Raw genomic sequence first — 25,407 nt, forward strand, 5'->3', positions numbered from 1 at the left:
TGTCCGGGGCGCTTGCCGGTGTGCGGGCCCGGCGTTCCGGGCGCACGCCGGTGGTCCGGACCCGGCCTTCGGCCCCCGGGGCGGTCCGAGGAGTCTGCCCCGCGGGGGCCGCGCCGGGCGAGCGATTTCCGGCCCCGGCGCCGGCCCGGGGCCGATACTGGCGGCATGGCGAAGGCGTCGAAGGCAGACAGCGGCGGGCCGCACCGGCCGGCCGTCCCCGCGGCCACCACCGCGAAGCTGCGGGCCTGGTGGGCGCACCGGCAGTGGCTGGACGGCGCACACCGCGGCGCGTCCGCCGCCGAGGTGCTGACGGCCACCGGCTGGGCACGCTCGGTGGGCGGAGCGGCCCCGTACCTCGGCCTGTTCGCGCGGGCCGGGCTGAGCCGGGAGGCGGTGGACGCGGCGGTCGCCCGGCTGGAGGTCCACGAGCTGCCGTCGGCCCGCGGTTGCACCTACGTGCTGCCGGCCGCCGACTTCGCGCTCGGTCTCGCCGCCGGGGCGGCCGCTCCCGCGGGCGAGTTGGCCGCCGCCGAGAAGCACCTCGGGGTGACCCGGGACGAGGTGGAGAAGCTCTGCCTGGCGATCGGCCGCGCCCTGGCCGGCTCCGCCGGTCCCGGCCCTTCCCCCCACTCCCTCCACTCCACCGGCTCCGCCGGGGCTCCCACGGGTCCCACCGGTCCCGCCGATCCCGCCGCGGTGCCGCTCGACCCGGCCGCGATCCGGGTGGCCGTCGGGGACGCCGTCCGCTCCCTGGGCGAGGCCGGCAGGAGACGCGGCCTGTCGACCACCCTGCCGCTCGCCCTGGGCCTGATGCAGTCGCGCGGCCAGCTCCGCCGGGTGCCGGTCAACGGCCGCCTCGACCAGCAGCGTTACGGCTACGTCGGCTGGGACCAGCCGGTGGCCGGCGACGCGGCCGACCTCGCCCGGCGCTACTTCTCCTGGGCCGGTCCGGCCAGTCTGCAGCACTTCCGCTGGTTCTCCGGCTTCACCGCGGCCACCGCCAAACGGGCCGCCGCCGAGGCGGGCATGGTCCCGCTGCCCGGCCGGCCGGACGGCCCCGACCTGCTGATGCCGCCCGAACTCGTCGACGCCTTCGCCGGGTTCGGCGTCCCCGCCGAGCCCTGCTACACGCTGCTGGCCGGCATCGACGGCATCCACCTGCTGCACCGCGACCTGTCCCGGCTGGTCGACCCCGCCGACGCGGCCCGGCCGCTGCCCGCCGGCAAGGCCGGGCGCAGCTTCGGCGGCGAGGCCGACCCGCAGACCCACATCGTGCTGGACCGCGGCCGGATCGTCGGCTTCTGGGAGTACGACCCCGAACCGGGCGAGATCGTCCTGCAGTCCTTCGTGCCGCCGGACGCCGCGCTGCGCGCGGCGGTGGCCCGGACCGAGGCCTTCGTCCGCGACCAGCTGGGCGACGCCCGCGGATTCAGCCTGGACTCGCCGCGGAGCAGGGCGCCCAGGATCGCGGCGCTGCGCGCGGCGGCGGCCGCCACCGGAGGGTGACCGGCCCGCCCGGGGGTACGGTCGGGCCATGACCGACGCAACCACCACTGCCCGTACCGAAGTCGTCCTCGTCACCGGCGGCGGGCGGGGCATCGGCGCCGCCACCGCGCTGCTCGCCGCCCGGCGCGGCTACCGGGTCTGCGTCAACTACCGCGCCGACGAGGGCGCGGCGGCCGCCATGGTCGAGGCGATCCGCGCCGGTGGCGGCACCGCCGTCGCGGTCCGGGCGGACGTCACCCGCACCGCCGAGGTCGAGCGGCTCTTCGCCACCGTGGACGCCGAACTCGGACCGCTCACCGCCCTGGTGAACAACGCCGGCGCGCTGGAGCAGCAGTGCCGACTGGAGGAGATCGACGAGGACCGGCTGAACCGGATCTGGGCCTCCAACATCACCTCCGCGTTCCTCTGCGCCGGGCAGGCCGTCCGCCGGATGTCCACCCGGTACGGCGGGTCGGGCGGCGCCATCGTCAACGTGTCCTCCGCCGCGTCCCGGCTCGGTTCGCCGAACGAGTACGTCGACTACGCGGCGGCCAAGGGCGCGGTCGACTCGATGACCCGCGGGCTGGCGCTGGAGGTCGCCGCCGAGGGCATCCGGGTCAACGCCGTCCGCCCCGGCCTGATCCACACCGGCATCCACGCCCTCGGCGGCGAGCCCGGCCGGGTCGACCGGGTCGCCCCCGGCCTGCCGATGCGGCGCGGCGGGCAGCCCGAGGAGGTCGCCGAGGCGATCCTCTTCCTGCTCTCCCCGGCCTCCTCCTACATGACCGGCGGCTTCCTCGACGTCGCCGGCGGCCGCTGAACCGGCCCCCGGGAGCACCCGCTCCGTTTCCTTCCCGCGGCCGACCCTTTGTCCGTACGGTGGAACCCATGACCGACGACCTGCCGGACCGTGAACCCGACCAGCCGTCCGCCTTCCTCGACATCCCCGGTGTGCGCAACTTCCGCGACGCCGGCGGCGTCGGCGCCCTGCGCAGGGGCGTGCTCTACCGCTCCGGGTCCTTCCACACCCTCACCCCGGAGGGCGCCCAGCGCCTGAAGGCCCTCGGCGTGCGCGTCGTCATCGACCTGCGCAGCCGGGACGAGCTGGAGCTCTGGCCCGACCTGCGGCACGGCCTCGGCCACGAGGCGGTCCACCTCCCTACCCTCCCGGCCAACCGCCAGGACGTCGACCGCCCCTGGCCCGAGGACCAGGAGAGCCTCTACCCCTTCATGGCCGAGACCGCCGGCCCCTCCCTGGCCGCCGCCATCCGCCGCCTCGGCACCCCCGGCGGCGTCCCGGCCGTCGTCCACTGCGCCGTCGGCAAGGACCGCACCGGCCTGACCATCGCCGTCGTCCAGTCCCTCTTCGGCGCCTCCGACGCCGACATCACCGCCGACTTCCTGCTCTCCAACGCCGGCCTCGGCCTCCTCGACGGCCCCACCCCCTACCTCGACGAAACCGGCACCGAGCGCGTCTCCCGCCCCATCTCCGCCCCCCTCCTCGCCTCCGCCCTCACCTGGATCCGCACCCACCACGGCTCCATCCCCGCCTACCTCCACACCCACGGCACCACCGAAGCCGACCTCACCGCCCTCCGCACCAACCTCTCCACCTGACCCACCCCGGCCCCGGCCCCACCGCCGGGCCGCCCACCCGGGCCGGCCCGGCCGCGAGCATCACGATCGGATACCCGATCACAGCTGTCCGCCGAGCACGGCTTCCAAGCGCACTACGGTCGTCCGTAGTAATCAGATGACCGGATCAGCCGGTCGCTTGGATTCTCGGGCAGGAAATGGGCAACAACTCAACCGACTGGAAGTTCGACGTCCCCACCAGCGGCAGCAAGCGACTGCCGCCGGACCCGCGGTATGTGGAGGCACTGAGCAGCCAAGGCTACGGATTCGAAATCGCCGTAGCCGACCTGGTCGACAATTCCATCGACGCCGGCGCACGCGATGTCGTGATTCACTTCCTCCGCGACGGGGACCAGCTCGTCAGCCTTCTGATCGTGGACGACGGGCACGGCATGGACGATGCCGCACTGGATGTCGCCATGACCGTCGGCGGGCGGCGGGACTACGGGGACTCCGCCCTGGGCATGTTCGGAACGGGCCTGAAGGCAGCCTCGCTCTCGCTCGCCGAATCCCTCACCGTCATCTCCAGGACCAGGCGTACACGGGCGGCAGGACGCCGACTGGTCGGAGCTGGTTTCCAGGCGGATTTCCAGTGCGATGTCGTCGACACCGACTACTGCCAGTCCCTGATGGACCGCTACTACGACAAGCCCATTACCTGGCACGGCACCGTAGTCCGCTGGGACGGCGTGAAGGACTTCCCCAAGCACGGCGGCACCGGCCAGACCGACCGCTATCTCACCAAGGTCATCAACCGGCTCGGCCTGCACCTCGGCCTGCACCTGCACCGCTTCCTGGAGCGGGACGATTTCAACATCACCATTGCCGTCGAGGACGTCCGCACACGCATGGTGTACCTGAACTACGGGGTCGAACCACTCAACCCGTTCGGGTACCCGGTCTCGGGAGCGCCCGGCTATCCGCGTGAGTTCGAGGCGGAGCTGGACGGCCTCGGCACGGTCAGAGCCGTCGGTCACATCTGGCCGCCCAAATCCAGCCTGGACGAGTACCGGGCCGTCGGCTCCGTGCAGGACCGGCAGGGCTTCTACTTCTACCGCAATGACCGGCTGGTCCAGGCCGGGGGCTGGAACGGCTACCGGCAGGCCGAGGCCCACCTCTCGCTCGCCCGGGTGGCGGTCGACCTTCCGCCCGGCATGGGCGACGTCTTCCGCCTGACGGTGAAGAAGTCGGGCGTCGATACGTCGCCGGCCTTCCCGGCCGCACTGGAGCAGGCCACAGCCGATGACGGCCGGACGTTCCGCTCCTTCGTCGAGGACGCCGACCAGGTGTACCGGACAGCCCGCAAACGCACGGCCACCGCGCGGAAGGCCGTCATCCCTCCCGGCCGCGGGCTGGCACCCGAGGTCCGGCGCGTCATCGAGGACGAAATCCCGGTCCTGCCCGGCGAAGAGCCCATCGCCATCCTCTGGGGCAGGCTCGCCCCCGACCAGTTCTTCGAGCTGGACCGGGAGGAGCGCACCATCGTCCTCAATCAGCACTACCGCGCTGCCCTGCTCGGCGGCCGCCGCGGCGGACTGAACGACGTGCCGATGGTCAAGTCCCTGGTCTACCTGCTGCTGCACCAGGTATTCGAGAAGGAGTACAGCGGCTCCCGCGAGAAGGACAACCTCCTGCTCTGGCAGAACATCCTGGTCTCCGCTGCACGCAACGAACAGGACCGCTTTGACCGCAGCGAGCACTGAAGCCGATCCGTCCCCTGCTCCGGAGCTGACCCCGATGACCGACCACCTGCTGGAAATCCACTCCGCCGTGCACGCACTCATGCGTGCGTCCGGGCCGAAGCGCCTGGCCAAGTACCTCGTGCTCGTGGGCGAGGACATCAACCCCGACACCGACCTCACCGAGCAGCACCTGGCAGCCCGGCTGGGGAGCGCCGAGGCAGGTGACCCGCTGCTCGAGACATGGCGGCGGCTCCTCAAGGGCTGGGACCACGAGGAGACAGCTGCCTGGAGTGCGGGCACGGAGCCGAACACCGTGGAACGCAGGTCTGCCGCCTATGACCGGCTCGGAATCGGACCGCAGCTGCAGGAGGCCGTCAGCCAGGCGGTACCGGTTGCCCTCGCCGCAGGGCCCGTGGTCATCAGCAAGGACCGGCCGGACAACGCCTGGTACGAGCAGAGCCGGTCCGCCCACTCGTTCTACTGGCCCGCCTACGAGAAGTACCTCCTGACACAGCGGAAGTGGTCGGCCGACGCGGTGGCCGGCCTCGACCAGGCGACGACCCAGGTAGTCACCCGGCTCGCCGACCCGACCTCACCGGTCCCGCACCAGACCAAGGGACTGGTGGTCGGCTACGTCCAGTCCGGGAAGACGGCGAACTTCACCGGCGTCGCGGCCAAGGCCTTCGACGCGGGCTACCGCCTCGTCATCGTCCTCGGCGGCACACTCAACCTCCTCCGCCGCCAGACCCAGCGACGGCTGGACATGGAACTCGTCGGCCGGGAGAACATCCTGGGCGGCATCGATCCCACCGACCCCGTGGCCATGGAGGGCGTCGACTACCAGGACGACAAGGACTGGGCCGCCGACCGCTTCCTGCGCCACGGCGCCCAGCCCGCCATGCTCGGGCACTTCAACATCGAGCGCCTGACCACCCGGGATGACGACTACCGCTCGCTGCTCCGGGGCATCACCGCGCTCGAGTTCGACAAGCGCGAGCCCGAGCTCCCGCTGTACGACCCCCGTAACCTGCACCGCACGGCCGGCCGCCTGATGGTCGTCAAGAAGAACAAAGCGGTTCTCACCAAGCTCGTCCGCGACCTGAAGAAGATCCGGACCAGCCTGGCGGAGATCCCGGTCCTCATCATTGACGACGAGTCCGACCAGGCCTCCGTCAACACCTCTGACCCGCGGAAGTGGCGGGAGGGCCAGACCGAGCGGACGGCGATCAACGGCCTGCTCTCGTCGCTCATCAAGATGCTCCCCCGCGCGCAGTACGTGGGGTACACGGCGACGCCCTTCGCCAACGTCTTCATCGATCCGTCGGACGTCGACGACATCTTCCCCAACGACTTCCTGATCTCGCTCCCGCGACCAGCCGGGTACATGGGAGCCCAGGACTTCCACGACCTCGACTCGGACATCAGCCCCGAACACCGGACGATCGCCAACTCCCAGGAGAAGGCTCACGTCCGGAGCATCGGGACGTCCGAGGAGGAGACCGGATCCGAAGCGGAGGCAGCGGAGTACGCCGACTCCCACTACCTCCGCGAGGCGCTCGACGCGTACGTGCTGGCCGGCGCGATGAAGCTCTACCGTGAGGACCGCGGGGCCAGCTCATACCGGCACCACACCATGCTCGTCCACGAGTCGGTCAAGCAGGCCGAACACCGTGAACTCGCGGAACGGCTGCAGCGGCTCTGGGACACCTCTGACTACTTCGGCCCGCGCGGGCACAGCCGCCTCCGCAAGCTGTTCGACGACGATGTCCGGCCCGTGTCCGTACTGCGGTCCGAGGGCTTCGCCATCCCGGATTCCTACGACGGACTGGCGCCCTATGTCGGCCCGGCCGTGATCCGGACTGGAGGAAACGGCCACCCGGTCCTCGTCGTCAACGGCGACAAGGACATCGAGCAGCCGGAACTCGACTTCGACTCCCAGTCGGTCTGGAAGATCCTGGTCGGCGGGACCAAGCTCTCCCGCGGGTTCACCGTCGAAGGCCTGACCGTGAGCTACTACCGCCGCAGCACGGCCGCCGCGGACACCCTGATGCAGATGGGCCGCTGGTTCGGGTTCCGGCACGGCTACCGCGATCTCGTCCGGCTCTATATCGGCCGCAACGAAGCCAGGGGCCGCCAGACGGTCGACCTCTACGAGGGGTTCGAGGGAATCTGCCGCGACGAGGAGGCCTTCCGGACGCAGCTCGCCCTCTACAACGGAGCAGGCGGTCCGCCCCTGACCCCGGCCCAGGTGCCGCCGCTGGTCGCCCAGCACATCCCGTGGATCAAGCCGTCCGCCCCCAACAAGATGTTCAACGCCGAACTCGTCGAGATCCGGTCTCCGGGCCGGTGGGTCGAGCCGGCCGCCCACCCGGCCGCTGCTTCCGACACACGGCACAACACCGACCGCTGGAACCCGGTCTACACCGCTCTCGGCGGCGGAGAGCGGCTCACCTTCGTGCACCTAGGCCAGAACGACCGGGGCTCGTACACCCGCTTCGCCGCCCAGACGGCGGTCGTCAGCCATGACGTGCTGCTCAAGGTCCTGGCAGACCTCCGCTGGGACCGGCCTGAGCTCTTCGCCCCGCACCTCAGCTACCTGGCTGATCCCGGCGAGGCGGGCGCCGCGGCTGACGACTGGGTCGTCGTCGCCCCTCAGCTGAGTACCGCCGGGGCAGCGAGCACCGACCTTTACGGCAGCGGGCCGCTGACCGTCGTCAACCGTGCCCGCAACGCGAACGGCGTGTTCAGCCGCATCAGCGGTATGGCCCACCGGCAGTCGGCGGAACGGATCGCCGGTCTCCTGCCGGCGACGGAGGACGACCCCTACGCCTCCCAGCTCGCCAGGCCACGCCGCGGCACGGTCCTGCTCTACCCCGTGGTCGACCAGCATCCCGCGTCAAGGATCGGCAACCCGGAGTCCGGCCCGGTGACGACGGCCTTCGCCCTTCTCCCGCCCGGCAGTCCGCACGGAACGGAGCGCGGTCCGCTGATCCGGTTCCGGACGATCGATTCGGGAACGGACTCACCGGTGGTGACCCGGATGCCGGGCTGACAGCCCCCCTGCGTCACTCCGAGGTGGCGGCCTTCAGGACCAGGTCGGCTTCGTCGTACCGCTGCGCCGCGTTGAACAGCCGAACGATGCGCAGGACGTCGCCGTACGGGCGGCGCGCCGCACTGTGCAGCAGAGCATCAGCGGCAACGGCGAAGCCCCGGCCCTGACATGCCGTCACCACATCGGGGATCCGGTGGATCGGGAGCTTGTCGCCGGCTTCGGTGAGAACCAGGTGCGCATCCCTGTCGCGGCCCTCGAGGAGGTGCTGGATCGCCTCCTCGAGCCCCGCCGCCAGCGGCAGCAGACCGTCGGTGTTCTGCCGGTCCCCCGGCGGCAGGGGGACCGGCAGAACCTGCCCGCGGCCGACCACGCTCCCGGCGGGCCGGCCAGGCGTCGTGTGGCCAGCCCGGCCGGGGGCCGCCGCCATGTTCCTGTTCCACCGCCGCCGGACTGCGCGCGGGCCAGCAGCAGCCCGCCCGGCGTCGCAGGTCACGCTGCGGTGCCCGCACCGCCCGCATTCCCGGGAATCCCAGTCGCGGCAGCGCTCGCAGCGCCGCGCATCTGCGTGCAGCCGTGCCAGTTCACCCAGCGACCACGGAGGCTCCTCCCCGGAATCCTTCCGTGCCTCCGCGTGCAGATTCGTGATCAGCTTCATCAGCGGGATGTGACGGGCTCTGAGATAGCCGCTGAGTGCGCTCGGCGAGCACCGGAGGCGGCGCGCGTTGGCAGCGAGAGTTCCCGGCTTCGGGGGCGCGGCACCCGGCTTGCCCTCAGCCAAGGGGACCGGCCTGAGACATCTGTAGAGGTCACACAGGGCCCCGGCCAGCAATTGCTGCTCCCGGGTGCTCTTCCTGATGAAGCTCCCGCCGACTTTGCCAAGCGGTGGCACAGCCCCTCCTCGGTGTCCGCACAGTGGTGGCCATCCGAGTCTGTCCGATCAACAAGACCGCGGAAAGACAGCCCTGTTCAGAATTCCACTAAAGATCGTTTACCACTGGCGCCAGCCCCGTCCCCCGTCCTTAACTTGAGACCTGTCCACGTGGGTGGTCCGATGCACGGGCCGCTCCATGCTCCGGTGCGCTGCAGCCCGCGTGGACTCCAGAGGCCGACTGAGAGGAAACGCCGTGGCACACCCGTCGTGGGAAGACGCAAGCCTGGGTTCGATGAAGCGCGTGGCCCTGTGGCTGGCGACCGAGGTCGGCGAAGGCGGCATCTTCACCTACACCAGCCTCCGCGAGGTCTTCCCCAGCACGACGCAGATCGACCGGCGGGTACGGGACCTCCGCGAGCGCGGCTGGCGGATCGACACTGCGAGGCACGACGGGACGCTCGGGAGCGACGAACGACGGCTGGTGTCGGTTGGCGAGCCGGTGTGGGAGTCCGGCAAGGGCCCGGGCAAGAAGGCCGGCGGGCTCAACGGCGCCCGGCGCCGCGAGGTGCTGATGAAGGACGGGAACATCTGCCGGAGTTGCGGCATCACCCCGGGCGAGGAGTACGCCGAATCCTACGAGACCGCGCAGCTGGACATCGCGCGTCGTCCGGTCAGGCACGCCGACGGGAGTGTCTCGACCGAGCTCATCACCGAGTGCCGGCGCTGCCGGATGGGTGCGCCCCAGGCGGAGACGGACGAGGCCAGGACGATCGCAGCGATCGGCGGCCTCGGCAGCATGGAACGCAAGCTGCTGGCCTCCTGGGTGAAGGCTGACCAGCGGGAGTTCGGCAAGGTCGAACTCCTGTGGGCCGCCTACCGCACCATGCCCGAGGGGTCCCGGGCTCTCTTCCGGGACTCGCTGGAGGCCAGCCTCCAGCCGTAGGGGGCCGGCCCGGCCCCGCCGCCACCGCCCAGCACCTGACCAGACGCGCATCCCAACCTGAGGAGAAATGCGACATGAGCCCCGACCTTGGCCGGCCCCCCATGGCGGAACACAACCAGGACCTCGTGGAGAAGCGGCTCCATGAACTCTCCCAGGCCGGCGGGGTACGTGAGTCGTTGAAGATCGAATGGCGCAGCCAGCCGCTGCACATCGAGGTCATCGACATGCCGACCGACAGCCTCTACTACAACCCCGGAACGCACCGCATCCGCGCCCAGCGCAGCCACGACCCCCGGCTCGACGCCGCGCTGGACGCCGACCCGTGGAGCGCTGAGAGCCAGGAGTACCTGCACTACCTGCTCCAGGCCAAGCCGTCGAAGACTGACGAGACCGATCCGGACTTCTCCGAACTGAAGAAGAGCATAAAGGAGTTCGGCCAGAACGACCCGGGCCTGATCACCCGTGAGGGGATCCTCGTCAACGGCAACACCCGGCGCGCCGCGATGAAGGAGCTGGGGGAGCAGACCATCCGGGTCGGCGTGCTCCCCGGCGACTGCACCTGGGCGGACATCAGCGCAGTGGAGCTCTCGCTCCAGCTGCGCAAGGACCACCGGCGCGACTACTCGTACATCAACCGGCTCCTTGCGATCGAGGAGCAGGTCACTCTGGGGCGGCCGCTCGCGAGCGTCGCCCACGAGTTCCGGACCACCGCCGCCGCCTGCGATCAGGACCTCTGGGTCCTCGCCTGCATCCGGGAAATGATCGACCGCAGCTCCAGCGGAGGCATCGGCCTCCGGCTGGTCGACTTCGAGGAGCACCAGGAGAAGCTGAAGGAGCTCCGCCGCCGGTACGCCAAGGAGCTGGCGGCGAACAAGCGCGAGGAAGCCGAACTGATCAAGGAGACCCGGATGGCGGCGATGGTTCTGGGCTTCTCCAAGACCGATGTCCGCGTCATCGAGGACGACTTCCACGACAGGTACCTCGCCCACCGGCTGCCGGACGAGCTCCGCCCGGCCGTAGCCAGTGCCCCGGTGGCGGTGGCGATCCCCGGACTTGGCCGTTCGGTCGCGCCGGCCGCGACGGCGAAGGTGGCCACCGCGAAGGCGTTCACCGACTCGGTGCTCCGGCTCAAGGCCGCAGAGGCGGCTGGCGGCAAGCTCCCGCCGGAGCAGGTCAGCGCTGCGTCCCGGAGCTTCCGGGCCGCACGGGACGCGGTCGAGGGCGCGCTGGACCCGGCCGGCCGCGACGCCCGGCTGCGCAAGCGCAAGCGGGCGGCGCCCGACCGTCTCAACGATGCCAGCCAGGACATCGACCAGTGCATCACCGACCTGGTACTGTCCCGCGGTTCCCGCAGTCTCGACGAAGAGGCGTTCGACGAGGCAGTCCTCCAGCTCCGCGCCAGCCTGGCCAAGCTCGCCAAGGAAGCACAGCGCAGCGTCACCGAGGCCGGCGACGGAGTCACCTGGCTGTTGAGTGCCGTACGGCAGGAGAGTTAGTGAGCCTGACAGCAGAACCGTCTCTGCAGATCGGCTTCGACGTCACGCGGACCGCTGCTGTCCTCCGGGCAGCAGCGGGCTTCCGGAACGACCTCGTCAAGCTGTCACTGCGCTTCGGCAACGGCAGCATGCGGGGCCCGGTGTCCGCCGAGATCCCGCTCGACGACTTCCTCGCCAGCCTCGAGGAACTCGGCAGCTGGCCCGCTCCGGAGAGCGTGCAGTGGGAGGACGCCCTCGCCGAGCTGGCCGGGAGCGTCCTGGACGATGCCGACCTCGCCCGCAGGCAGCTGTCGGGTGGCGCTCCTGACCAGCCCGCCGTCGAACCGGACGGCGTGCCGGGCCTCCTGGGCGGGAACTGGCAGGCAGAACTCACCGCCTTCCAGAAGCGGGATGTGTCCCGTCTGCTGTCCCTGCGGCACGGGGCGAACTTCAGCGTCCCCGGCGCCGGGAAGACGCGGACCACCATGGCGGTCTTCGCCGCGCTCCGGGAACAACGGGAGGTCAGCCGCCTCCTGGTGGTGAGCCCGAAGTCGGCCTACGAGGCGTGGCAGACCGAGGCGGTGCTGTGCTTCCGGCAAGCTCCCCGGACCGCGGTCATGGCCGGCTCCCCCGACCCCGGTGCGGAGATCCTGATCGTCAACTACGAGCGGCTAGACCGCCAGCTGGCCGCGCTGGCCAGCTGGCTGAAGGCCACCCCCAGCATGCTCGTGCTCGACGAAGCCCACCGGATGAAGCTGGGATCGCAGGGCATCTACGGGGCGGCTTGCATGGCCCTGGGACCACTCAGCAAGCGGCGTCTCATCCTCACCGGAACGCCTGCCCCCAACGGCGCCCGTGATCTTGAGAACCTGCTCTCGTTCGTCTGGCCGGGCCACGGGCGCCGGGTGGTCAACCAGGCCGTCGCCGGCGGCGATCTCACCCACGCCAGCGCTGTGCTCCGGCCGCTCTACACCCGCACGACCAAGCGTGAACTGGGGCTCCCGCCGGCCGTGACCACCATCCGGTACGTCGACATGCCCGCGGTCCACCGCGAGATCTACGACGCCCTGGCAGGGCAGTACTCGGCCCGGGCGGAGGCGGCCCGTTCCGATTTCGAGGCGCTCGGGAGGTCCATGCTCCGGATGCTGATGGCGGCGACCACCCCTGCCCTGCTCAACCAGGGGAACAGCTTGTACGAGCCCCTCGAGTACCGGCTCGATCCGCTGGAGGTCCCGCAGAACACTTCACTGCAGGCTCTGCTGGCAGACCTCCCGTCATACGAACTGTCCCCGAAGTACCAGGAGGCCCGGCATCTCGTGGCCGGGAACGCCGCCAAGGGCCGGAAGACCCTGGTCTGGGCGAGCTTCGTACGGAGCCTGACCACCCTGGAACTGATGCTCAAGGACTTCCAGCCCGCCGTCGTCCACGGCGGGACACCTGACCGCGAGGAGCAGATCCGGAGGTTCCGGGAGGACCCTGACTGTGCGGTGCTGATCTCAAACCCCGCCACGCTGGGCGAAGGCATCAGCCTCCACCAGGTCTGCCATGACGCCGTCTATGTGGACCGGGACTTCCAGGCCGGCCGGTTCCTGCAGAGCCTGGACCGGATCCACCGGCTGGGCCTGCCGGCCGGCACCGAGACCCGGATCACCGTTCTCGCGTGCCGCGGGACCGTCGACGAAACGGTCGCCAAGCGGCTGGAGCTGAAGCTCGAGTTCATGGGCCGCATCCTCGATGACCCGGCCGTCCAGCAGCTGGCCGACCTGGAGGAGGAGCCCGCCATTGCGGCGGGGATGAACATGGCTGACATTCAGGCCTTCCTGGAGCATCTCGATGCCGCCGCTGCCCGCTGAGGGGACGCTGAAGGCCGCCGTGCGCTGGCTCCGCGCGCTGCGCACGGCGGACGTCAAGCGCGCCCGCGCGCTCTTCACCCACCATGACGCGTACGCGGACCTCACCCCGGCCCAGTACACCGACGGCCTGGACTGGCTGCGGCGGATCGGCCTGGTGCCGCTGCCCCGCCAGGCAACGGTGGTCTCTGCCCTGGAAGAACGGCTTCTCACCCTCCAGCTGCTGGAGAGGTCCCTGGAGGCGGCCCGCCCGGACTGGGTCACCGACGGCGACGCGACGACCGGTGACGGCGGCCAGATGCCGGCAGCCGGGCAGGCCATCGCCGAGGTGCTCGGCCTCAGTGACAGCGAAGCTGCAGCGGCCGTTGCGAAGGCCAGGCTCACTGAACGCGCACGGGTCGGAGCCGCTGGTGAGCATGCTCTGGTGGCGCTGCTGCGGCGCAGTGCGAGCGCCGACGTGGTCCATGTGTCCGCCTTCTCGGACCGGTTCGGCTACGACATCGCCGTCGAGTCGGAACGGTCCAGCATTCATCTGGAGGTGAAGACCACGACGAACGGGTCGGGGCGGACGTTCTTCCTCTCCCGTCACGAATACGAGACCATGCGAACGGACCCTGCATGGCAGCTCGTATTCCTGGTCCTTGACGAGCAGGACCAGCTGGCATCCGTGCGGACGGTCTCCCGGTCATGGATCGCTGAGGCCGTGCCACGCGACCACGACTCCCATGGTGTCCAGTGGGCCTCTGCCCGGTTCTCCCTCCCACCGGCCGCTCTCACCCCCGGCATCAGCTCCCTGCACGGACACCTCCGGGGCGACGCCCCGGATCTGCTCACCGGATCCGAGCGCTCGCGTACGGTGCACGTGTAGTCCGGCCCGGTCATTGTCAGAGCCCGGTGGCACACTCGGGCAGAGCCAGCAGCCAGGTGGCAACCGGGCACACCAGAGCGCCTTCGTCTCTGCGACACTTGGCTTTTGCGTGTCACAGCCAGGGAGGACGACCCATGACCACCAGCGAGAAGCCGCTGACCTCAGTCGAGATCTGCGCCGGCGCTGGCGGCCAAGCGGTGGGCCTTCACCGGGCAGGCTTCAAGCACGTGGCCCTTGTCGAGATCGACAGGCATGCAGCTACCGCGCTGAAGAAGAACGTGCAGGACCGCAAGGAATGGAAGTGGGAGCGCGAGCACGGGACCGTCCATGAAATGGACGTCAAGGAGTTCAGTGCAGCCGAGCACCTCCCACACTACGAGCCCGGGCAGATCGATCTGCTGGCCGGCGGAGTGCCGTGCCCGCCGTTCTCGCTCGCCGGCCACCAGCTCGGGCGGGATGACGAACGTGACCTCTTCCCCACGATGCTCGAACTGGTCCGGGAAATCGCCCCGAAGGCCGTCATGATCGAGAATGTGCGCGGACTTCTCCAGCCCGAGCACAAATTCGCCGGCTACCGGAACCACATCGTTTCCGAGCTTGAGGACATGGGCTACCACGTCTGCAAGTGGGATCTCGTCGAGGCAGCCGACTACGGCGTGCCGCAGCTCCGCCCGCGAGCCATCCTGGTCGCCATCCACTCGGACTACTACGCAGAGAAGTTCGAGTGGCCGACCGGTGACGGCAAGCAGAAGACCGTCTTCGAAGCCCTGAAGACGACCATGAAAGACCGCTACGACCAGGCCAAGAAGCTCTACCCGGCCCTGGCGGAAGCGCTCGACGCCAAGCATGAATTCTGGAAGAAGAAGTCCCGGGCCGGCGGTGTCGCCCCCACCCTGGTCGGCGGATCGAAGAAGCACGGCGGCGCCGACCTCGGACCGAGCCGCGCGAAGGCCGCCTGGAAGCTGCTCGGCGTGGATGCCATGGGTGTGGCGAACGACCCGGCCGGTGAAATCAACGTCACCCGCGATTTGCTGAGCGAGAACGGCCCGAAGCTCACCGTCCGCCAGGCTGCCATCATCCAGGGATTCCCCGAGGACTGGCATTTTGAAGGCGGGAAGACTGCCAGCTACCGGCAGGTCGGGAATGCTTTCCCGCCGCCAGTGGCAGAGGCTTTCGGGAGGAGCATCGCCGAGGTCCTGAACCTCGGCCCGCGCCCTGATCGGGACCAGGACGCGCCCCTGGCCACGACCGGCGGCTCAGCCAGGCACGTCACGGGCGGCACTGCCGGGACCCCGGCGTCGCTCTTTGACGACTGTGCTGATCTGGAGGGCGCAGCCCTCAGGTGACTCGTGCTCCCAGAACCTGAGGACCGTCCATCCTGCGGCCTCAAGCTGGGCATCGGTGTCACGGTCCCGCTCGACGTTCCGGGTGACCTTCTCTGACCAGTAGCCCGGATTGGTCTTCGGCGAGACGTAGTGTTCCGGGCAGCCGTGCCAGTAGCAGCCGTCAACGAACACCGCCACCTTCGCCGGGCGGAAGACGAGGTCAGCCGTACGCCGGAGCCTGGGCAGCGGGCGTGCGGCGACCCGATAACGGAGGCCGCCGGCATGGACGAGCTGCCTGATCCGCAGCTCTGGCTTGGTGTCCCGGCTCCGGATCGCCTGCATGTTCCGCCGGTTTGCTGCGGATGACGCCCAGGATCCCTCCGGCGGAACCCAGGTATCAGTCATGGGGCTTCCTCATCTCGGACATCGTCGGCTGCACTGGCAGCTCTGCTTCCAGGTTATGGCGCATGGCCCCGTTCTAGCTCCGCCCGGCCGGGGCGCCGCTGTGGCGGCTGCCGTCGGTGGCCTCCAACAGCGAGCTGTTGGCGACGTTGCGCACCCGGTGGAGGCCGTCCGTGACCACGTGGTCAGGCACGGGGTGAGTCTGTCACCGGGGGCCGACAGGCCTCGTAGGCGAAGGCGGCTGCGAGGACGGCGGCCGTTGCGGTCACCTCGGCGAGGGCGGAGACGGTGGTGCCGAGCGGGACGGCCAGGGTGAGCAGGGCGGCCGTAAGCAGGCGGGGCAGGTTGGGGGTGAGGGCGAAGGTGCGGCGGACGGCGGTGTTCACCACGAGGAAGAGCGCGACGCCGCCGGCCAGCGCGGCGGCCTGGGCGAGGGTGATCGGGGCGGCGGGGTGGGCGACGGCGGACTTCACGCCGGTGGCGAAGAGCAGGACGCCGAGCAGCAGCCCGTAGTGGCCGAGGTTGTAGACGCTGACCGCGAGCCGGTTGCGCCGGTCCGAGGGGAGCGCGGCCATGTGGTGTTCGGCGCGGGCGTCGTCGTCGCGGCCGAAGTACGCCCACCAGAGGCCGACGCAGACGGCGAGGCTGAGGAGGGCGACGGCGATCAGCGCGGCGCCGAGCTCGGCGGTGCCGGCTCCGACACCGATGGCGATCACCGACTCGCCGAACGCGATGATCACGACCAGTCCGTGGCGTTCGACGAAGTGGTCGGCGCGGAGCTGGAAGCTGGGCAGGTCGACCAGCCGGGGGATCGCGAACTGCAGGGCGAAGGCCGCTGCCCAGAAGGCGAGTTGGGTGGTGCCGGTGAGGTAGCCGCCGGTCACCACCAGGCCGGTGTTCAGCAGGTTGAGGCCGCCCATCCGCAGGACCGGGCCGAGGGCCACGCCGGAGGCCGCGAACATGCCCGTGTGCACGGCGACGACCAGCAGGTACGCCCACCCGAAGGCCGCGCCGCTGCCCTCGAAGGCGTGCGGCACGGAGAGCGAGATCACCAGGAACCCGGCCATGGCGAGGAGCAGCAGTCCGCGGCGGCCGTGGGTGCTGGGGGGCATCGCGTTGGTCAGCCAGATGAAGGCGTCGTACATCCACCAGATCACCGCCAGCATCACCACCACCTGGGCGAGGCCGCCGGCCGTGAGGTGGTGGACCAGGCTCCCGGTGAGCTGGGTGATGGTGAAGACGAAGACGAGGTCGAGGAAGAGTTCGAGCGGGGCCACCCGCAGGGCGGGTTCCGCCTCGGCCGCGGAGGGGGCCGGCAGGGTTCTGGGCACGGGCACGGTCACCGCGCGAGTATGCGGCACACCGCCCGTTCCGCGAGGGCGTTTTCAACACTCGGACACCCTTTCGCCCGCCCCGGCCGGACAGCGCGTCAGATCGGACGCCTATGCTGCCACGAATGGTGTCCGACCGAATTCCCTCGCCCGACGGATCCGCGGATCCGTCCCACCGTCAGCAGCCGGCCCTCGACAGCGCGATCACCGACCTGGAGGCGGCGAACGAGGCCGCCGACATCGAGCGGTTCGACGCCGCGTTCCGCCTGGTGGGCGGGCTGCTCGGACCGGCCGGTGCCCGCGAGTCGGCGGCGGTCGGCCCGCGGCTGGCCGCACTGCTGCCCGACGCCCCGCCGTTCGAGCGGGCCAGCCTGGCGATGATGGTGGGCGCCTGCGTGGAGCGCGGCGCCGACCCGGTGGCCTGCGCCGACCAGGTGCTCGCCGGCCTGCGCGAGGCGCTGACCGGCGCCCTGCTGATGAGCGAGCGCTGGAAGGAGACCGGCGGCGGCGAACTGCCCGACCCGGAGGCCGACAGCCCGGGGGAGGCGCACGCCCGGATCGCCGACCCGGACGACCCGGACGGGTGGCCCGCCCACCGCGCGGTGATCGGCTGGTGGACGCTGCACCTGTGGCAGATGGCCTCGTTCGCGGTGTACACGCACGCCGCCGTCCGCACCTCGGCCCGGACCTCCGGCGTGACGGACGTGCTGGCCGAGCTGATCGAGCGGTACGGCGAGGAGCAGCACGACCTCAAGGGCGTGCTCTACCTGATGAAGACGCTGGACGACGAGCCGCTGCTGGTGCTGGACCGCCCGAGCGGCACCGGCTACCTGGTCCGGATGGACGGCCTGACCGACAACTTCCAGCTGCACACGCTGCTCGCCGAGCTGCTGATCGGCGGCGGCCACCTGCCCGGCGCCCGGCCGGACCCGGAGGTGGTCGCGCTCAGCCGGACCGAGGAGGCCGACGGGCGCCGGGTCACCGCACTGGGCGCGTTCAACCTGCTCGCCCCGGACGGCTCGTGGATCTGGAACGAGGGCACGCCCAGCGACGTCCCGGTGGTGGACGGCGTCCGCACCCTGGTGCTGGAGCCGCAGCCGTACGAGCGCAGCTGGTCGGCCGGCCGGTTCATCCCGCAGGTCCCGGGGGACCTCCGGCTGGAGCGGGTGCTGGCGCCGGCCGAGGCCGCGGACCTGCTCTCCCGGACCGCACCGGCGCACCCCTTCGAGCAGGCCTTCCGCTAGGAACGCACGGCGAGGGGGCGGACGGCGAGGGGGCGGACGGCGTGCCCGGGCATGCGCCGCGCCCACGGAGGCACGGCGTACCGTCCCGCCGGACGGCGTGGCGGGCGGGTTATGGTCGAGACGTCCACGGAGTCCGGGAATCTGCAGGAGTGGAGTCGGCAATGGCGAGGATCCCGAACGTGCTCTCGACCGCGGCGCCCGCCGCGCTCACCGCCGCGAGCGGCCTGGTCGGCGGCTACGGCGTCGCCCGCTGGACGGGCAGGCGCGAGCTGGGCGGCGCGGTGCTGGCCGTGGCCGGGGCGGGTGCCGCCGCACAGTGGCACCGCAGCTCGGGCGCGGCCACCGCGGCCGCACTGACCGGGCTCTACGTGGCCGCGTTCGGCGGCTCCCACCCGCTGGCGAAGAAGATCGGCGCCTGGCCGTCCGTCTTCGCCGTCACCGGCGTGGTCGCCGCCGCCTCGACCGCCGCCACCGCCCTGACGGCCCGCAAGCGCTGACCCCGGCACGGGGATGCTGACGCCCCCTCAGTCCTCAGTCACCAGCCCGCTCCGGCGGCGCGGCCGCACGTCACCCGACGGCCGCGCCGAACCGGGCCTCGAAGGCGGACCGGTTCGCCGAGACGGGCGTGCGGTCCCAGACCGCGAACACCACCCGCTCGAAGGCCGCGCCGTACCGGGCCAGCGCCCCCTCGAAGGCCTCGGCCACCTGCGCCGGGTCGTTGCGGAACACCCCGCAGCCCCAGGCCCCGAGCACCAGCGTCGGTATCTCGTGCCGGGCCGCCACGGCGAGCACCCGGAGGGCCCGCTCGGCGAGCACGGCCCGCACGTCCGCCCCGGCCGAACGCCGCTCCAGCTGGCCCGCGTTGGGCGCCGGCGAGGTCAGGAAGGTGACCGGGTACGGCCGCGCCAGCAGCCCGCCGTCCGCGCCCCGGATCACCGGCACGTCGGGCGAGACGATCACCCGGTGGCTGTACCGCAGGTCGGTGGAGGCGCGGTGCGCCGCGTAGTAGTCCGATGCCTCCAACAGGCAGGTGTACAGCAGGGCGCTGCGGCAGAGGTCCTCCTCCTGCGCGCGGGCGCCGCGCAGGTAGCCGCCGCCCGGGTTCCGCGCGGAGGCGAAGTTGAGCACCCCGACCCGGCCCGCCCCGGCCCCGACCAGCCTCCGGGCAGCCTCGATGCTGCCCTCGGCCGTCACCTCCACGGCGCCGGCGGCCGGCCCCGGCCCCGGTGCACCCGCCCGCACCAGCGCGTCCAGCGCCTCCGGCGTGTACGACACCGTCCCCTCCCTGGCCACGGCCAGCCGTTCCGCCACCCGAACGAGCTCGCCCCCGGCCGCCCGGTAGCTCCCCCGCTCGACGATCTCCTCGTTCACCACCGCGACGTGATGCAGTCTGCTGCTCATGTCCGCGACCGTACGGGACCGGGCCGCCCGCGCGCCACAGGTTATTCTCACCGGTAGAACAACAGGGCGGACAGGGCCCGAGAGGCGAACGGCCGCGCGGCGAACCGGCCGCCGACCGGAACCGTCCCCCGGAACGCCGACGGGCCCGCCCCACCGAAGTGGAGCGGGCCCGCGGTCAGTGCCTGCTGCGCGTCACGCGCGCGGCGTCAGTTCTTCCAGCGCGGCTTGCGGTCGTCGCGGTTGAAGCCACCGGAGTTGAAGCCACCGGAACGGCCGCCACGGTCGTCGCGGTCACGGTTGAAGCCACCGGAGGCCTGCGGGCGGCCACCGGAGCGGTGGTCGTCGCGGCGGGAGAACGGACGGCTGCTGCCGCCGCGCTCGTCGCGGTCACGGCCGAAGGACGGACGGTCACCGAAGGAGCGGGCCGGGCGGTCGCCGAAGCCACCGGAACGGCCGCCACGGTCGTCGCGGTCACGGTTGAAGCCACCACGGTCGTCACGGTTGAAGCCACCGGAACGGCCACCGCGGTCGTCACGGTCACGGTTGAAGCCACCGCGGTCGTCACGGTTGAAGCCACCGGAACGGCCACCACGGTCGTCACGGTCACGGTTGAAGCCACCACGGTCACGGTCACCGAAGCCACCCGAACGGCCACCACGGTCGTCACGGTTGAAGCCACCGGAACGGCCACCGCGGTCGTCACGGTCACGGTTGAAGCCACCACGGTCACGGTCACCGAAACCGCCCGAACGGCCACCACGGTCGTCACGGTCACGGTCGCGGCTGAACGCCGGGCGCTCGGTCCGGGCCTCGCGGTACGACGGGGTGCGCTCCTCGGCCACCGGCGCGGCGGTCTCGGCCGGGGCCTGCGCGGCCTCGGCGGAGTCGGCCTCGGCGGCCGGCGCCTCGTCCTCGATGCCCAGCTCGGCCCGCTCGCGCGCGGCACGGGCGGCCAGGCGGTCGGCCTCCTCGCGCAGCTCGGTGGCGCGACGCTGCGCGCGCTCCAGCTGGCGGGTCATGTCGGCGAGCTCGCGCTCGGCGGCACCGGCGATGCCGGCCGCGCTCTCGGCCTGGACCTCGATCAGCGAGCGGGCGCCGGTGATCCGGGCCACCTCGGCGTCGAAGGCGTGGTCGAGGATGTGGCGCGAGGCGTCGACGCCCGCGTCCTCCATCAGGCGGAAGACGCCGCGGCGCTGGTGCGGGAGCACCAGGGTGACGACGGTGCCGGAGCGGCCGGCGCGCGCGGTGCGGCCGGAGCGGTGCAGGTAGTCCTTGTGGTCGCCGGCCGGGTCCACGTTGAGGACCAGGTCGATGCCGTCGACGTGGATGCCGCGGGCGGCGACGTCGGTGGCGACGACGACGTTGACGTAGCCGTCCTTGAAGTCGCCGAGGACGCGGGTGCGGGCGCCCTGGGTCATGCCGCCGTGCAGCGCGTCGGCCTTCACGCCGGCCTCGATGAGCTGCTCGGCGACGCGGTCGGCGCCCATCTGGGTGCGGACGAAGATGATCGTGCGGCCCTTGCGGGCGGCGATCGCGTTGGTGATCGGCGCCTTGTCCTTGGGCTTCACCACGAGGATGTGGTGGGTCATGGTGGTGACCGCCCCGGCCGACGGGTCGACCTCGTGGGTGACCGGGCTGTTCAGGTAGCGCTTGACCAGGGTGTCGATCTCGTTCTCCAGGGTGGCGGAGAACAGCAGGCGCTGGCCGCCGGCCGGCACCTGGTCGAGGATCTCGGTGACCTCGGGCAGGAAGCCCATGTCGGCCATCTGGTCGGCCTCGTCGAGGACGGCGACCTGGACGGCGTCGAGCTTGGCGGAGCCGCGGTTGATCAGGTCGCGCAGACGGCCGGGGGTGGCGACCAGGACGTCGACACCGCGCTCCAGCGCGTAGATCTGGTTGGACATCGAGGTACCGCCGCAGACGACCTTGAGGCGCAGGCCGAGCACCGAGCCGAACGGCTCCAGGGCGTCGGCGACCTGCATCGCCAGCTCGCGGGTCGGAACCAGGATCAGGCCGCGCGGGGACTTGGCCCGGGTGCGCTCGCCGTCGGCGAGGCGGGTCAGCAGCGGCAGGCCGAAGCTGAGGGTCTTGCCGGAGCCGGTGCGGCCGCGGCCCAGCACGTCCTTGCCGGCCAGCGCGTCCGGGATGGTCGCGGCCTGGATCGGGAACGGGGTGGTCACACCGCGCTTGGCGAGGGCCCGGACGACGTCGTCCGGCAGGCCCAGGTCGCCGAAGGTGATGGTGGGCTCGGCGTCCTCCGCGGCCTCCTCGGCCTCGGCGGCGGCCTCGGCGTCCGCGGCGCGCTCGACGGCCTCGGTGGCCTCGGCGACGACCTCGGCGGAGGCGGCGTCGACGGTGACGTCGATCAGCTCGGCGTCGGTCTCGGGGGTGGTGACATCGGCGGCGGACTCGCTCGCGGGCATGGCGAAGCGGGCGTCGTCAACGAGAGACATGCAAAACCTTCCGGAAGTGGCACGCGCCAAAGTCCGGGGTTCTGTTTCACAACCGCCTCTATGCGGTCAGCCACGGATCGCCGGAACGCGCCAAGGGCGCCAGATGGGAATAGGGCGCCAGTCAAATGAATCAAACGAACGATCTACCACCATAGAGGACCCTCGGGATCGGAGGCAAATGCGCTGGCCAGACCGCTAATGCCCGCCCGGTCCGACGGTGGGGGCCGAAGATCCGGAGCTTCCGGCGGAGGGTTCCTGGGTCGGCCGGTCCGTCGGCGGGGGCGTGGTGTGCCCGGGCTCGGGGGTGGCCGACGGCCGCCCGGTGGGGGTCGCCGGCGGGCTGGTGACCGTGCCGCCGCCGGACCGCCCGTCGCCGGTCCCGCTCCCCGTACCGGCGGTACCGCCGGCGCCACCGGCGGCTCCGCCGCTCGCCCCGCCCGAGGAGGAACCGCCCGAGGAGGAGCCGCCCGACTGAGGCCCGGTGCCGGCGCTCACGCCCCCGGCGGCCCCGTTCGCGCCGGGCGCGGTCTCGCCGGGCACCGCGCCCGGCATGGTCCCCGCGCCGTCGGAGGCGCCGTCGGACGCACCGTTCACGCCGGGGAGTGCCCCGCCCGGTGCCGAGGTCAGACCCGCCCCCGGCGTGTTCCCCGGCTGAGAGCCCCCGGTGCGCTCCGGGCGCCCGGACGCACCACCCTGGTGGCTGCCCCCGCTCGGCGCGGCCGAGCCGCCGCCCGCGGACTTGCCCGGCGACCCGGCCTGCCCCATCGGGACCGCGCCGTGCTTCGCGTCCGCCGCCGGACCCACCGACATGCACCCGGTCAGGCCGAGCCCGGCCACCGCCAGCACCGCCGCCGCCCGCACCACACCGTTCCGCACGGCCACCGCCCGCGGCGCGGCCTGCCGGACCGCCACCGCCCGCACCACCGCCGGGCGAACCGTCCGCATCTGCCGCACCGGACGTGCCTCGCGTGTTTCCCGCACGTCGCGCGTTTCCCGCACGTCGCGCGTTTCCCGCACGTCGCGCGCCTCACGCGCCGAAGGCACCTCACGCACCGCACGCATCGCCGCCACCGCGCTCCCTCTCCGCCGCCCCACCCGGGCCGTTCACCGGCCGTGCACCGTGCCCGGCCACTTCCGGTGCCCAACGCGCGCCCCGGGGCACGGGACACGGTCTGCCCGGCAGGAAGCCCCCGGCACCATCCGGCCGGCGCAGCCGCACCGGGGGTGAACCGAGGCGAACCACCCACCCAGGAGCCACAGAAGCCCCCAGCTCCCCAGGGGCCCGGGCAGCCCCTGATGCCCCTCCGGCCTCTCCGGCCCCTCTCGTTCCGACCCTCCCGACCCGCCCGGCTCAGCCCCAGAGCGCCGAGGCCAGCCCCGCCCCCGCGTAAGCCGCCGCCAGCCCCACCGCCACGCTGCCCGCCACGTTCGCCAGCGCGTACCGCCCCGCCCCGCTCTCGGCCAGTCGCAGCGTCTCGTACGAGAAGGTCGAGTACGTCGTCAGCGCCCCGCAGAACCCCGTCCCGAGCAGCAGTTGGACGCGCGAGGACGCCGCGCCCGCCACCACCGCCCCGGTCACCAGTCCGAGCACCAGGCAGCCGAAGGCGTTCACGACGAAGGTGCCCCACGGGAACACCGAGTCGTGCCGGGACTGCACCGCGCGGTCGGTCAGGTAGCGCAGCGGCGCGCCGACCACCGCCCCGGCCACCACCAACAGCCAGTTCACGCCCCGCCCCCCGCCCCGGGCCGCCCGCCCGGGCCCTCGCCGGCCCCGCGCTCGCCGGCCCCGGCAGCCGGCTGACCGGCCGCACCGTCCCGCCCACGCCCGGCGTAACGGATCACCTCGCACGGATCGAGCACCACCAGGCCCTCCGCCACCAGCTCGTCCAGCTGCGGCAGGAAGGCCCGCACCCGCTCCTCGGTGTCCACGATCACCACGGCCACCGGCAGGTCCTCGCTCAGCGACAGCAGCCGCGCCGTGTGCACCAGCGACGAGGCCCCGAAGCCCTCGATCCCCCGGAACACGCTCGCCCCGGCCAGCCCGGCGGCCCGCGCCCGGTGCACGATCTCGCTGTACAACGGCCGGTGGTGCCAGCGGTCGTTCTCGCCGACCAGCACGGTCAGCCGCAGTGCGGGCCCGGTGAGTCTGGTCATCGCCTCTCCCTTCCACCACGCGCCATCAGACGACGCGTCAACCCGGCCGCCGCCCAGACCGCCGCCAGCGCCGCCAGCAGCGTCAGCCCGAGGTAGGCCACCGCCGGGCCCGGCCGTCCCTCCACCAGCAGGCGCCGGATCTCCACGGCGTACGTGGAGAAGGTGGTGAACCCGCCCAGCACGCCCGTCCCGAAGAACGGCCGCAGCAGCGGGTGCGCCGGCCGCCCCTCGGTGACCGCCACCAGGAACACGCCGATCACCGCGCAGCCCACCACGTTCACCACGAGGGTGGTCCACGGGAAGTCCGCCGGCCCGCCCGGCCACAGCAGCCCGGCGCCGTACCGGGCCGAGGCCCCGATCGCGCCGCCCAGGGCCACCACCGCCACCGCCGGCCCCTGGCCGCGCAGCACCGGCGGCCGCCGCGGCACGGGCGGCCGGGACGCCACCCGCGGCGCACCGCCCGAGCCGTCCACGCCGCCCGAACCCTCCGAACCGTCCACCGCGTTGTCCACCGAGCCGCCCACCACGTCGCCCACTGCGCCGTCCCAGGTCGTCATGGAGCCATGAAACACCGGCCCCGACTGCCTGGCACACCGTCACCCCAGACCCGACAATGATCCGGTGGAGATGACCCGGGAAGAGTTCGAGACGCTGGTCAGCGACGCCCTGGACCAGATTCCCCCGCAGCTCGCGGCCATGATGGACAACGTCGCGGTCTTCGTCGAGGACGAACCCGACCCCTCCGACCCCGAACTCCTCGGCCTCTACGAGGGCACCCCGCTCACCGAGCGGGGCGAGTGGTACGCCGGTGTCCTGCCCGACCGGATCATCGTCTACCTGGGCCCGACGCTGCGCCACTGCGACACCCGCGAACAGGTGGTCGACGAGGTCCGCACCACCGTCATCCACGAGGTCGCCCACCACTTCGGCTTCGACGACCACGAGCTCGACGAACTCGGCTGGTCCTGACCCCCGCCGCCACGGCCCCGCGGCCGCCCCCGCGGCCGCCCCGCCACACCGCCCCCACCCCCTCCCGCCCGGTCGGCCGAAACCCGTTTTGGCGTTCGGCTCGCCATCCCATATGCTTCTCGACGTCCCCGGAACGCTGGAAACAGCCGAACGGACCACAAGCCCTCATCGTCTAGTGGCCCAGGACGCCGCCCTTTCAAGGCGGTAGCACGGGTTCGAATCCCGTTGGGGGCACGCAGTACCGTAGTGAAGTGCAGTAGAGCAAGA

The 25,407-nt window shown here is 71.9% G+C and carries 21 protein-coding genes and 1 tRNA gene; 14 read left to right on the forward strand and 8 right to left on the reverse strand.

Annotated features, from left to right (window positions below):
• Positions 1-165 precede the first annotated feature (165 nt).
• The 5 genes from ABZ885_RS00115 to ABZ885_RS00135 all read left to right on the forward strand — a co-directional run bounded on the left by ABZ885_RS00115 (position 166) and on the right by ABZ885_RS00135 (position 7,854).
• Complete coding sequence (locus ABZ885_RS00115; protein WP_360181149.1) at positions 166-1,506, forward strand: crosslink repair DNA glycosylase YcaQ family protein; 1,341 nt, start codon at positions 166-168, stop codon at positions 1,504-1,506.
• 28 nt (positions 1,507-1,534) lie between these two features.
• The gene (locus ABZ885_RS00120) at positions 1,535-2,305 is read left to right on the forward strand and encodes an SDR family oxidoreductase (RefSeq protein WP_360181152.1); all 771 of its coding nucleotides are present in this window, start codon (positions 1,535-1,537) and stop codon (positions 2,303-2,305) included.
• Positions 2,306-2,373: 68 nt separating this feature from the next.
• Positions 2,374-3,102 (forward strand): tyrosine-protein phosphatase, encoded by a 729-nt coding sequence (locus ABZ885_RS00125; protein ID WP_360181155.1) that lies wholly within the window; start codon positions 2,374-2,376, stop codon positions 3,100-3,102.
• Positions 3,103-3,278: 176 nt separating this feature from the next.
• The gene (locus ABZ885_RS00130; protein ID WP_360181158.1) at positions 3,279-4,823 is read left to right on the forward strand and encodes an ATP-binding protein; all 1,545 of its coding nucleotides are present in this window, start codon (positions 3,279-3,281) and stop codon (positions 4,821-4,823) included.
• Positions 4,824-4,857: 34 nt separating this feature from the next.
• Positions 4,858-7,854: a Z1 domain-containing protein gene (locus tag ABZ885_RS00135; protein ID WP_360181161.1), complete on the forward strand. Its 2,997-nt coding sequence runs from the start codon at positions 4,858-4,860 to the stop codon at positions 7,852-7,854.
• A 13-nt stretch (positions 7,855-7,867) separates the two neighbouring features.
• On the opposite strand, the gene ABZ885_RS00140 is transcribed toward ABZ885_RS00135, so the two are convergent.
• Positions 7,868-8,509: a hypothetical protein gene (locus ABZ885_RS00140; RefSeq protein WP_360181164.1), complete on the reverse strand. Its 642-nt coding sequence runs from the start codon at positions 8,507-8,509 to the stop codon at positions 7,868-7,870.
• Between the two features lie 508 nt (positions 8,510-9,017).
• Between ABZ885_RS00140 and ABZ885_RS00145 the strand changes: the two genes are divergently transcribed.
• The 5 genes from ABZ885_RS00145 (at position 9,018) to ABZ885_RS00165 (ending at position 15,207) form a co-directional block, all read left to right on the forward strand.
• The gene (locus tag ABZ885_RS00145; protein WP_360181167.1) at positions 9,018-9,668 is read left to right on the forward strand and encodes a hypothetical protein; all 651 of its coding nucleotides are present in this window, start codon (positions 9,018-9,020) and stop codon (positions 9,666-9,668) included.
• A 74-nt stretch (positions 9,669-9,742) separates the two neighbouring features.
• A complete protein-coding gene (locus ABZ885_RS00150; protein WP_360181170.1) occupies positions 9,743-11,164 on the forward strand; it encodes a ParB/RepB/Spo0J family partition protein in 1,422 nt (473 codons plus the stop codon).
• Positions 11,164-12,996 carry a DEAD/DEAH box helicase gene (locus tag ABZ885_RS00155; protein WP_360181173.1) on the forward strand — a complete coding sequence of 611 codons (1,833 nt, stop codon included), beginning with the start codon at positions 11,164-11,166 and terminating at the stop codon, positions 12,994-12,996. Before ABZ885_RS00150 ends, ABZ885_RS00155 begins: the two co-directional genes overlap by 1 nt.
• Complete coding sequence (locus ABZ885_RS00160) at positions 12,977-13,861, forward strand: DUF3883 domain-containing protein (protein WP_360181176.1); 885 nt, start codon at positions 12,977-12,979, stop codon at positions 13,859-13,861. The genes ABZ885_RS00155 and ABZ885_RS00160 overlap by 20 nt, the downstream gene beginning before the upstream one ends.
• 134 nt (positions 13,862-13,995) lie before the next feature.
• Positions 13,996-15,207: a DNA cytosine methyltransferase gene (locus ABZ885_RS00165; RefSeq protein WP_360181179.1), complete on the forward strand. Its 1,212-nt coding sequence runs from the start codon at positions 13,996-13,998 to the stop codon at positions 15,205-15,207.
• Here the strand turns inward: ABZ885_RS00165 and ABZ885_RS00170 are convergent.
• Together ABZ885_RS00170 and ABZ885_RS00175 are read right to left on the reverse strand one after the other, a co-directional pair.
• Positions 15,118-15,591, reverse strand: a complete 474-nt coding sequence (locus ABZ885_RS00170; protein WP_360181182.1) for a very short patch repair endonuclease — start codon at positions 15,589-15,591, stop codon at positions 15,118-15,120. The genes ABZ885_RS00165 and ABZ885_RS00170 overlap by 90 nt on opposite strands.
• Before the next feature lie 182 nt (positions 15,592-15,773).
• Positions 15,774-16,931 carry a low temperature requirement protein A gene (locus ABZ885_RS00175; protein ID WP_360181184.1) on the reverse strand — a complete coding sequence of 386 codons (1,158 nt, stop codon included), beginning with the start codon at positions 16,929-16,931 and terminating at the stop codon, positions 15,774-15,776.
• Between the two features lie 113 nt (positions 16,932-17,044).
• On the opposite strand from ABZ885_RS00175, the gene ABZ885_RS00180 reads away from it, so the two are divergent.
• Positions 17,045-18,163 (forward strand): hypothetical protein, encoded by a 1,119-nt coding sequence (locus ABZ885_RS00180; protein ID WP_360181187.1) that lies wholly within the window; start codon positions 17,045-17,047, stop codon positions 18,161-18,163.
• Between the two features lie 161 nt (positions 18,164-18,324).
• Entirely contained in the window at positions 18,325-18,660 is a 336-nt protein-coding gene (locus ABZ885_RS00185; RefSeq protein WP_360181190.1) for a hypothetical protein, read from the forward strand.
• A 70-nt stretch (positions 18,661-18,730) separates the two neighbouring features.
• Here ABZ885_RS00185 and ABZ885_RS00190 read toward each other — a convergent pair whose 3' ends face one another.
• The 5 genes from ABZ885_RS00190 to crcB (ABZ885_RS00210) form a co-directional block, all read right to left on the reverse strand.
• Positions 18,731-19,564, reverse strand: a complete 834-nt coding sequence (locus tag ABZ885_RS00190) for a TIGR02452 family protein (RefSeq protein ID WP_360181193.1) — start codon at positions 19,562-19,564, stop codon at positions 18,731-18,733.
• A 206-nt stretch (positions 19,565-19,770) separates the two neighbouring features.
• A complete protein-coding gene (locus ABZ885_RS00195; RefSeq protein WP_360181196.1) occupies positions 19,771-22,017 on the reverse strand; it encodes a DEAD/DEAH box helicase in 2,247 nt (748 codons plus the stop codon).
• 1,351 nt (positions 22,018-23,368) lie between these two features.
• Positions 23,369-23,743 (reverse strand): fluoride efflux transporter CrcB, encoded by a 375-nt coding sequence (gene crcB, locus ABZ885_RS00200; protein WP_360181199.1) that lies wholly within the window; start codon positions 23,741-23,743, stop codon positions 23,369-23,371.
• Positions 23,740-24,171, reverse strand: coding sequence for a DUF190 domain-containing protein (locus tag ABZ885_RS00205; protein WP_360181202.1), 432 nt, complete (start codon positions 24,169-24,171; stop codon positions 23,740-23,742). The genes crcB (ABZ885_RS00200) and ABZ885_RS00205 overlap by 4 nt, the downstream gene beginning before the upstream one ends.
• Positions 24,168-24,728, reverse strand: a complete 561-nt coding sequence (gene crcB, locus ABZ885_RS00210) for a fluoride efflux transporter CrcB (protein WP_360181205.1) — start codon at positions 24,726-24,728, stop codon at positions 24,168-24,170. Before crcB (ABZ885_RS00210) ends, ABZ885_RS00205 begins: the two co-directional genes overlap by 4 nt.
• A gap of 70 nt (positions 24,729-24,798) precedes the next feature.
• On the opposite strand from crcB (ABZ885_RS00210), the gene ABZ885_RS00215 reads away from it, so the two are divergent.
• Complete coding sequence (locus ABZ885_RS00215) at positions 24,799-25,140, forward strand: metallopeptidase family protein (RefSeq protein ID WP_360181235.1); 342 nt, start codon at positions 24,799-24,801, stop codon at positions 25,138-25,140.
• A gap of 161 nt (positions 25,141-25,301) precedes the next feature.
• Positions 25,302-25,374, forward strand: a tRNA-Glu gene (locus tag ABZ885_RS00220).
• The last annotated feature ends 33 nt before the right edge of the window (positions 25,375-25,407 follow it).

Source organism: Kitasatospora sp. NPDC047058 (assembly GCF_040643935.1).
GTDB lineage: Bacteria > Actinomycetota > Actinomycetes > Streptomycetales > Streptomycetaceae > Kitasatospora.

What these genes read in the sequence shown, in the direction of transcription:
- ABZ885_RS00190 (WP_360181193.1), bottom strand. Translation starts at nt 19,564, where the DNA reads ATGAGCAGCAGACTGCATCACGTCGCGGTGGTGAACGAGGAGATCGTC.
- ABZ885_RS00215 (WP_360181235.1), top strand. Translation starts at nt 24,799, where the DNA reads ATGACCCGGGAAGAGTTCGAGACGCTGGTCAGCGACGCCCTGGACCAG.
- crcB (WP_360181205.1), bottom strand. Translation starts at nt 24,728, where the DNA reads ATGACGACCTGGGACGGCGCAGTGGGCGACGTGGTGGGCGGCTCGGTG.
- ABZ885_RS00185 (WP_360181190.1), top strand. Translation starts at nt 18,325, where the DNA reads ATGGCGAGGATCCCGAACGTGCTCTCGACCGCGGCGCCCGCCGCGCTC.
- ABZ885_RS00195 (WP_360181196.1), bottom strand. Translation starts at nt 22,017, where the DNA reads ATGTCTCTCGTTGACGACGCCCGCTTCGCCATGCCCGCGAGCGAGTCC.
- ABZ885_RS00180 (WP_360181187.1), top strand. Translation starts at nt 17,045, where the DNA reads ATGGTGTCCGACCGAATTCCCTCGCCCGACGGATCCGCGGATCCGTCC.
- ABZ885_RS00135 (WP_360181161.1), top strand. Translation starts at nt 4,858, where the DNA reads ATGACCGACCACCTGCTGGAAATCCACTCCGCCGTGCACGCACTCATG.
- ABZ885_RS00160 (WP_360181176.1), top strand. Translation starts at nt 12,977, where the DNA reads ATGCCGCCGCTGCCCGCTGAGGGGACGCTGAAGGCCGCCGTGCGCTGG.
- ABZ885_RS00150 (WP_360181170.1), top strand. Translation starts at nt 9,743, where the DNA reads ATGAGCCCCGACCTTGGCCGGCCCCCCATGGCGGAACACAACCAGGAC.
- ABZ885_RS00130 (WP_360181158.1), top strand. Translation starts at nt 3,279, where the DNA reads ATGGGCAACAACTCAACCGACTGGAAGTTCGACGTCCCCACCAGCGGC.
- ABZ885_RS00140 (WP_360181164.1), bottom strand. Translation starts at nt 8,509, where the DNA reads ATGAAGCTGATCACGAATCTGCACGCGGAGGCACGGAAGGATTCCGGG.
- ABZ885_RS00145 (WP_360181167.1), top strand. Translation starts at nt 9,018, where the DNA reads ATGAAGCGCGTGGCCCTGTGGCTGGCGACCGAGGTCGGCGAAGGCGGC.
- ABZ885_RS00165 (WP_360181179.1), top strand. Translation starts at nt 13,996, where the DNA reads ATGACCACCAGCGAGAAGCCGCTGACCTCAGTCGAGATCTGCGCCGGC.
- ABZ885_RS00120 (WP_360181152.1), top strand. Translation starts at nt 1,535, where the DNA reads ATGACCGACGCAACCACCACTGCCCGTACCGAAGTCGTCCTCGTCACC.
- ABZ885_RS00205 (WP_360181202.1), bottom strand. Translation starts at nt 24,171, where the DNA reads ATGACCAGACTCACCGGGCCCGCACTGCGGCTGACCGTGCTGGTCGGC.
- ABZ885_RS00170 (WP_360181182.1), bottom strand. Translation starts at nt 15,591, where the DNA reads ATGACTGATACCTGGGTTCCGCCGGAGGGATCCTGGGCGTCATCCGCA.
- ABZ885_RS00115 (WP_360181149.1), top strand. Translation starts at nt 166, where the DNA reads ATGGCGAAGGCGTCGAAGGCAGACAGCGGCGGGCCGCACCGGCCGGCC.
- ABZ885_RS00125 (WP_360181155.1), top strand. Translation starts at nt 2,374, where the DNA reads ATGACCGACGACCTGCCGGACCGTGAACCCGACCAGCCGTCCGCCTTC.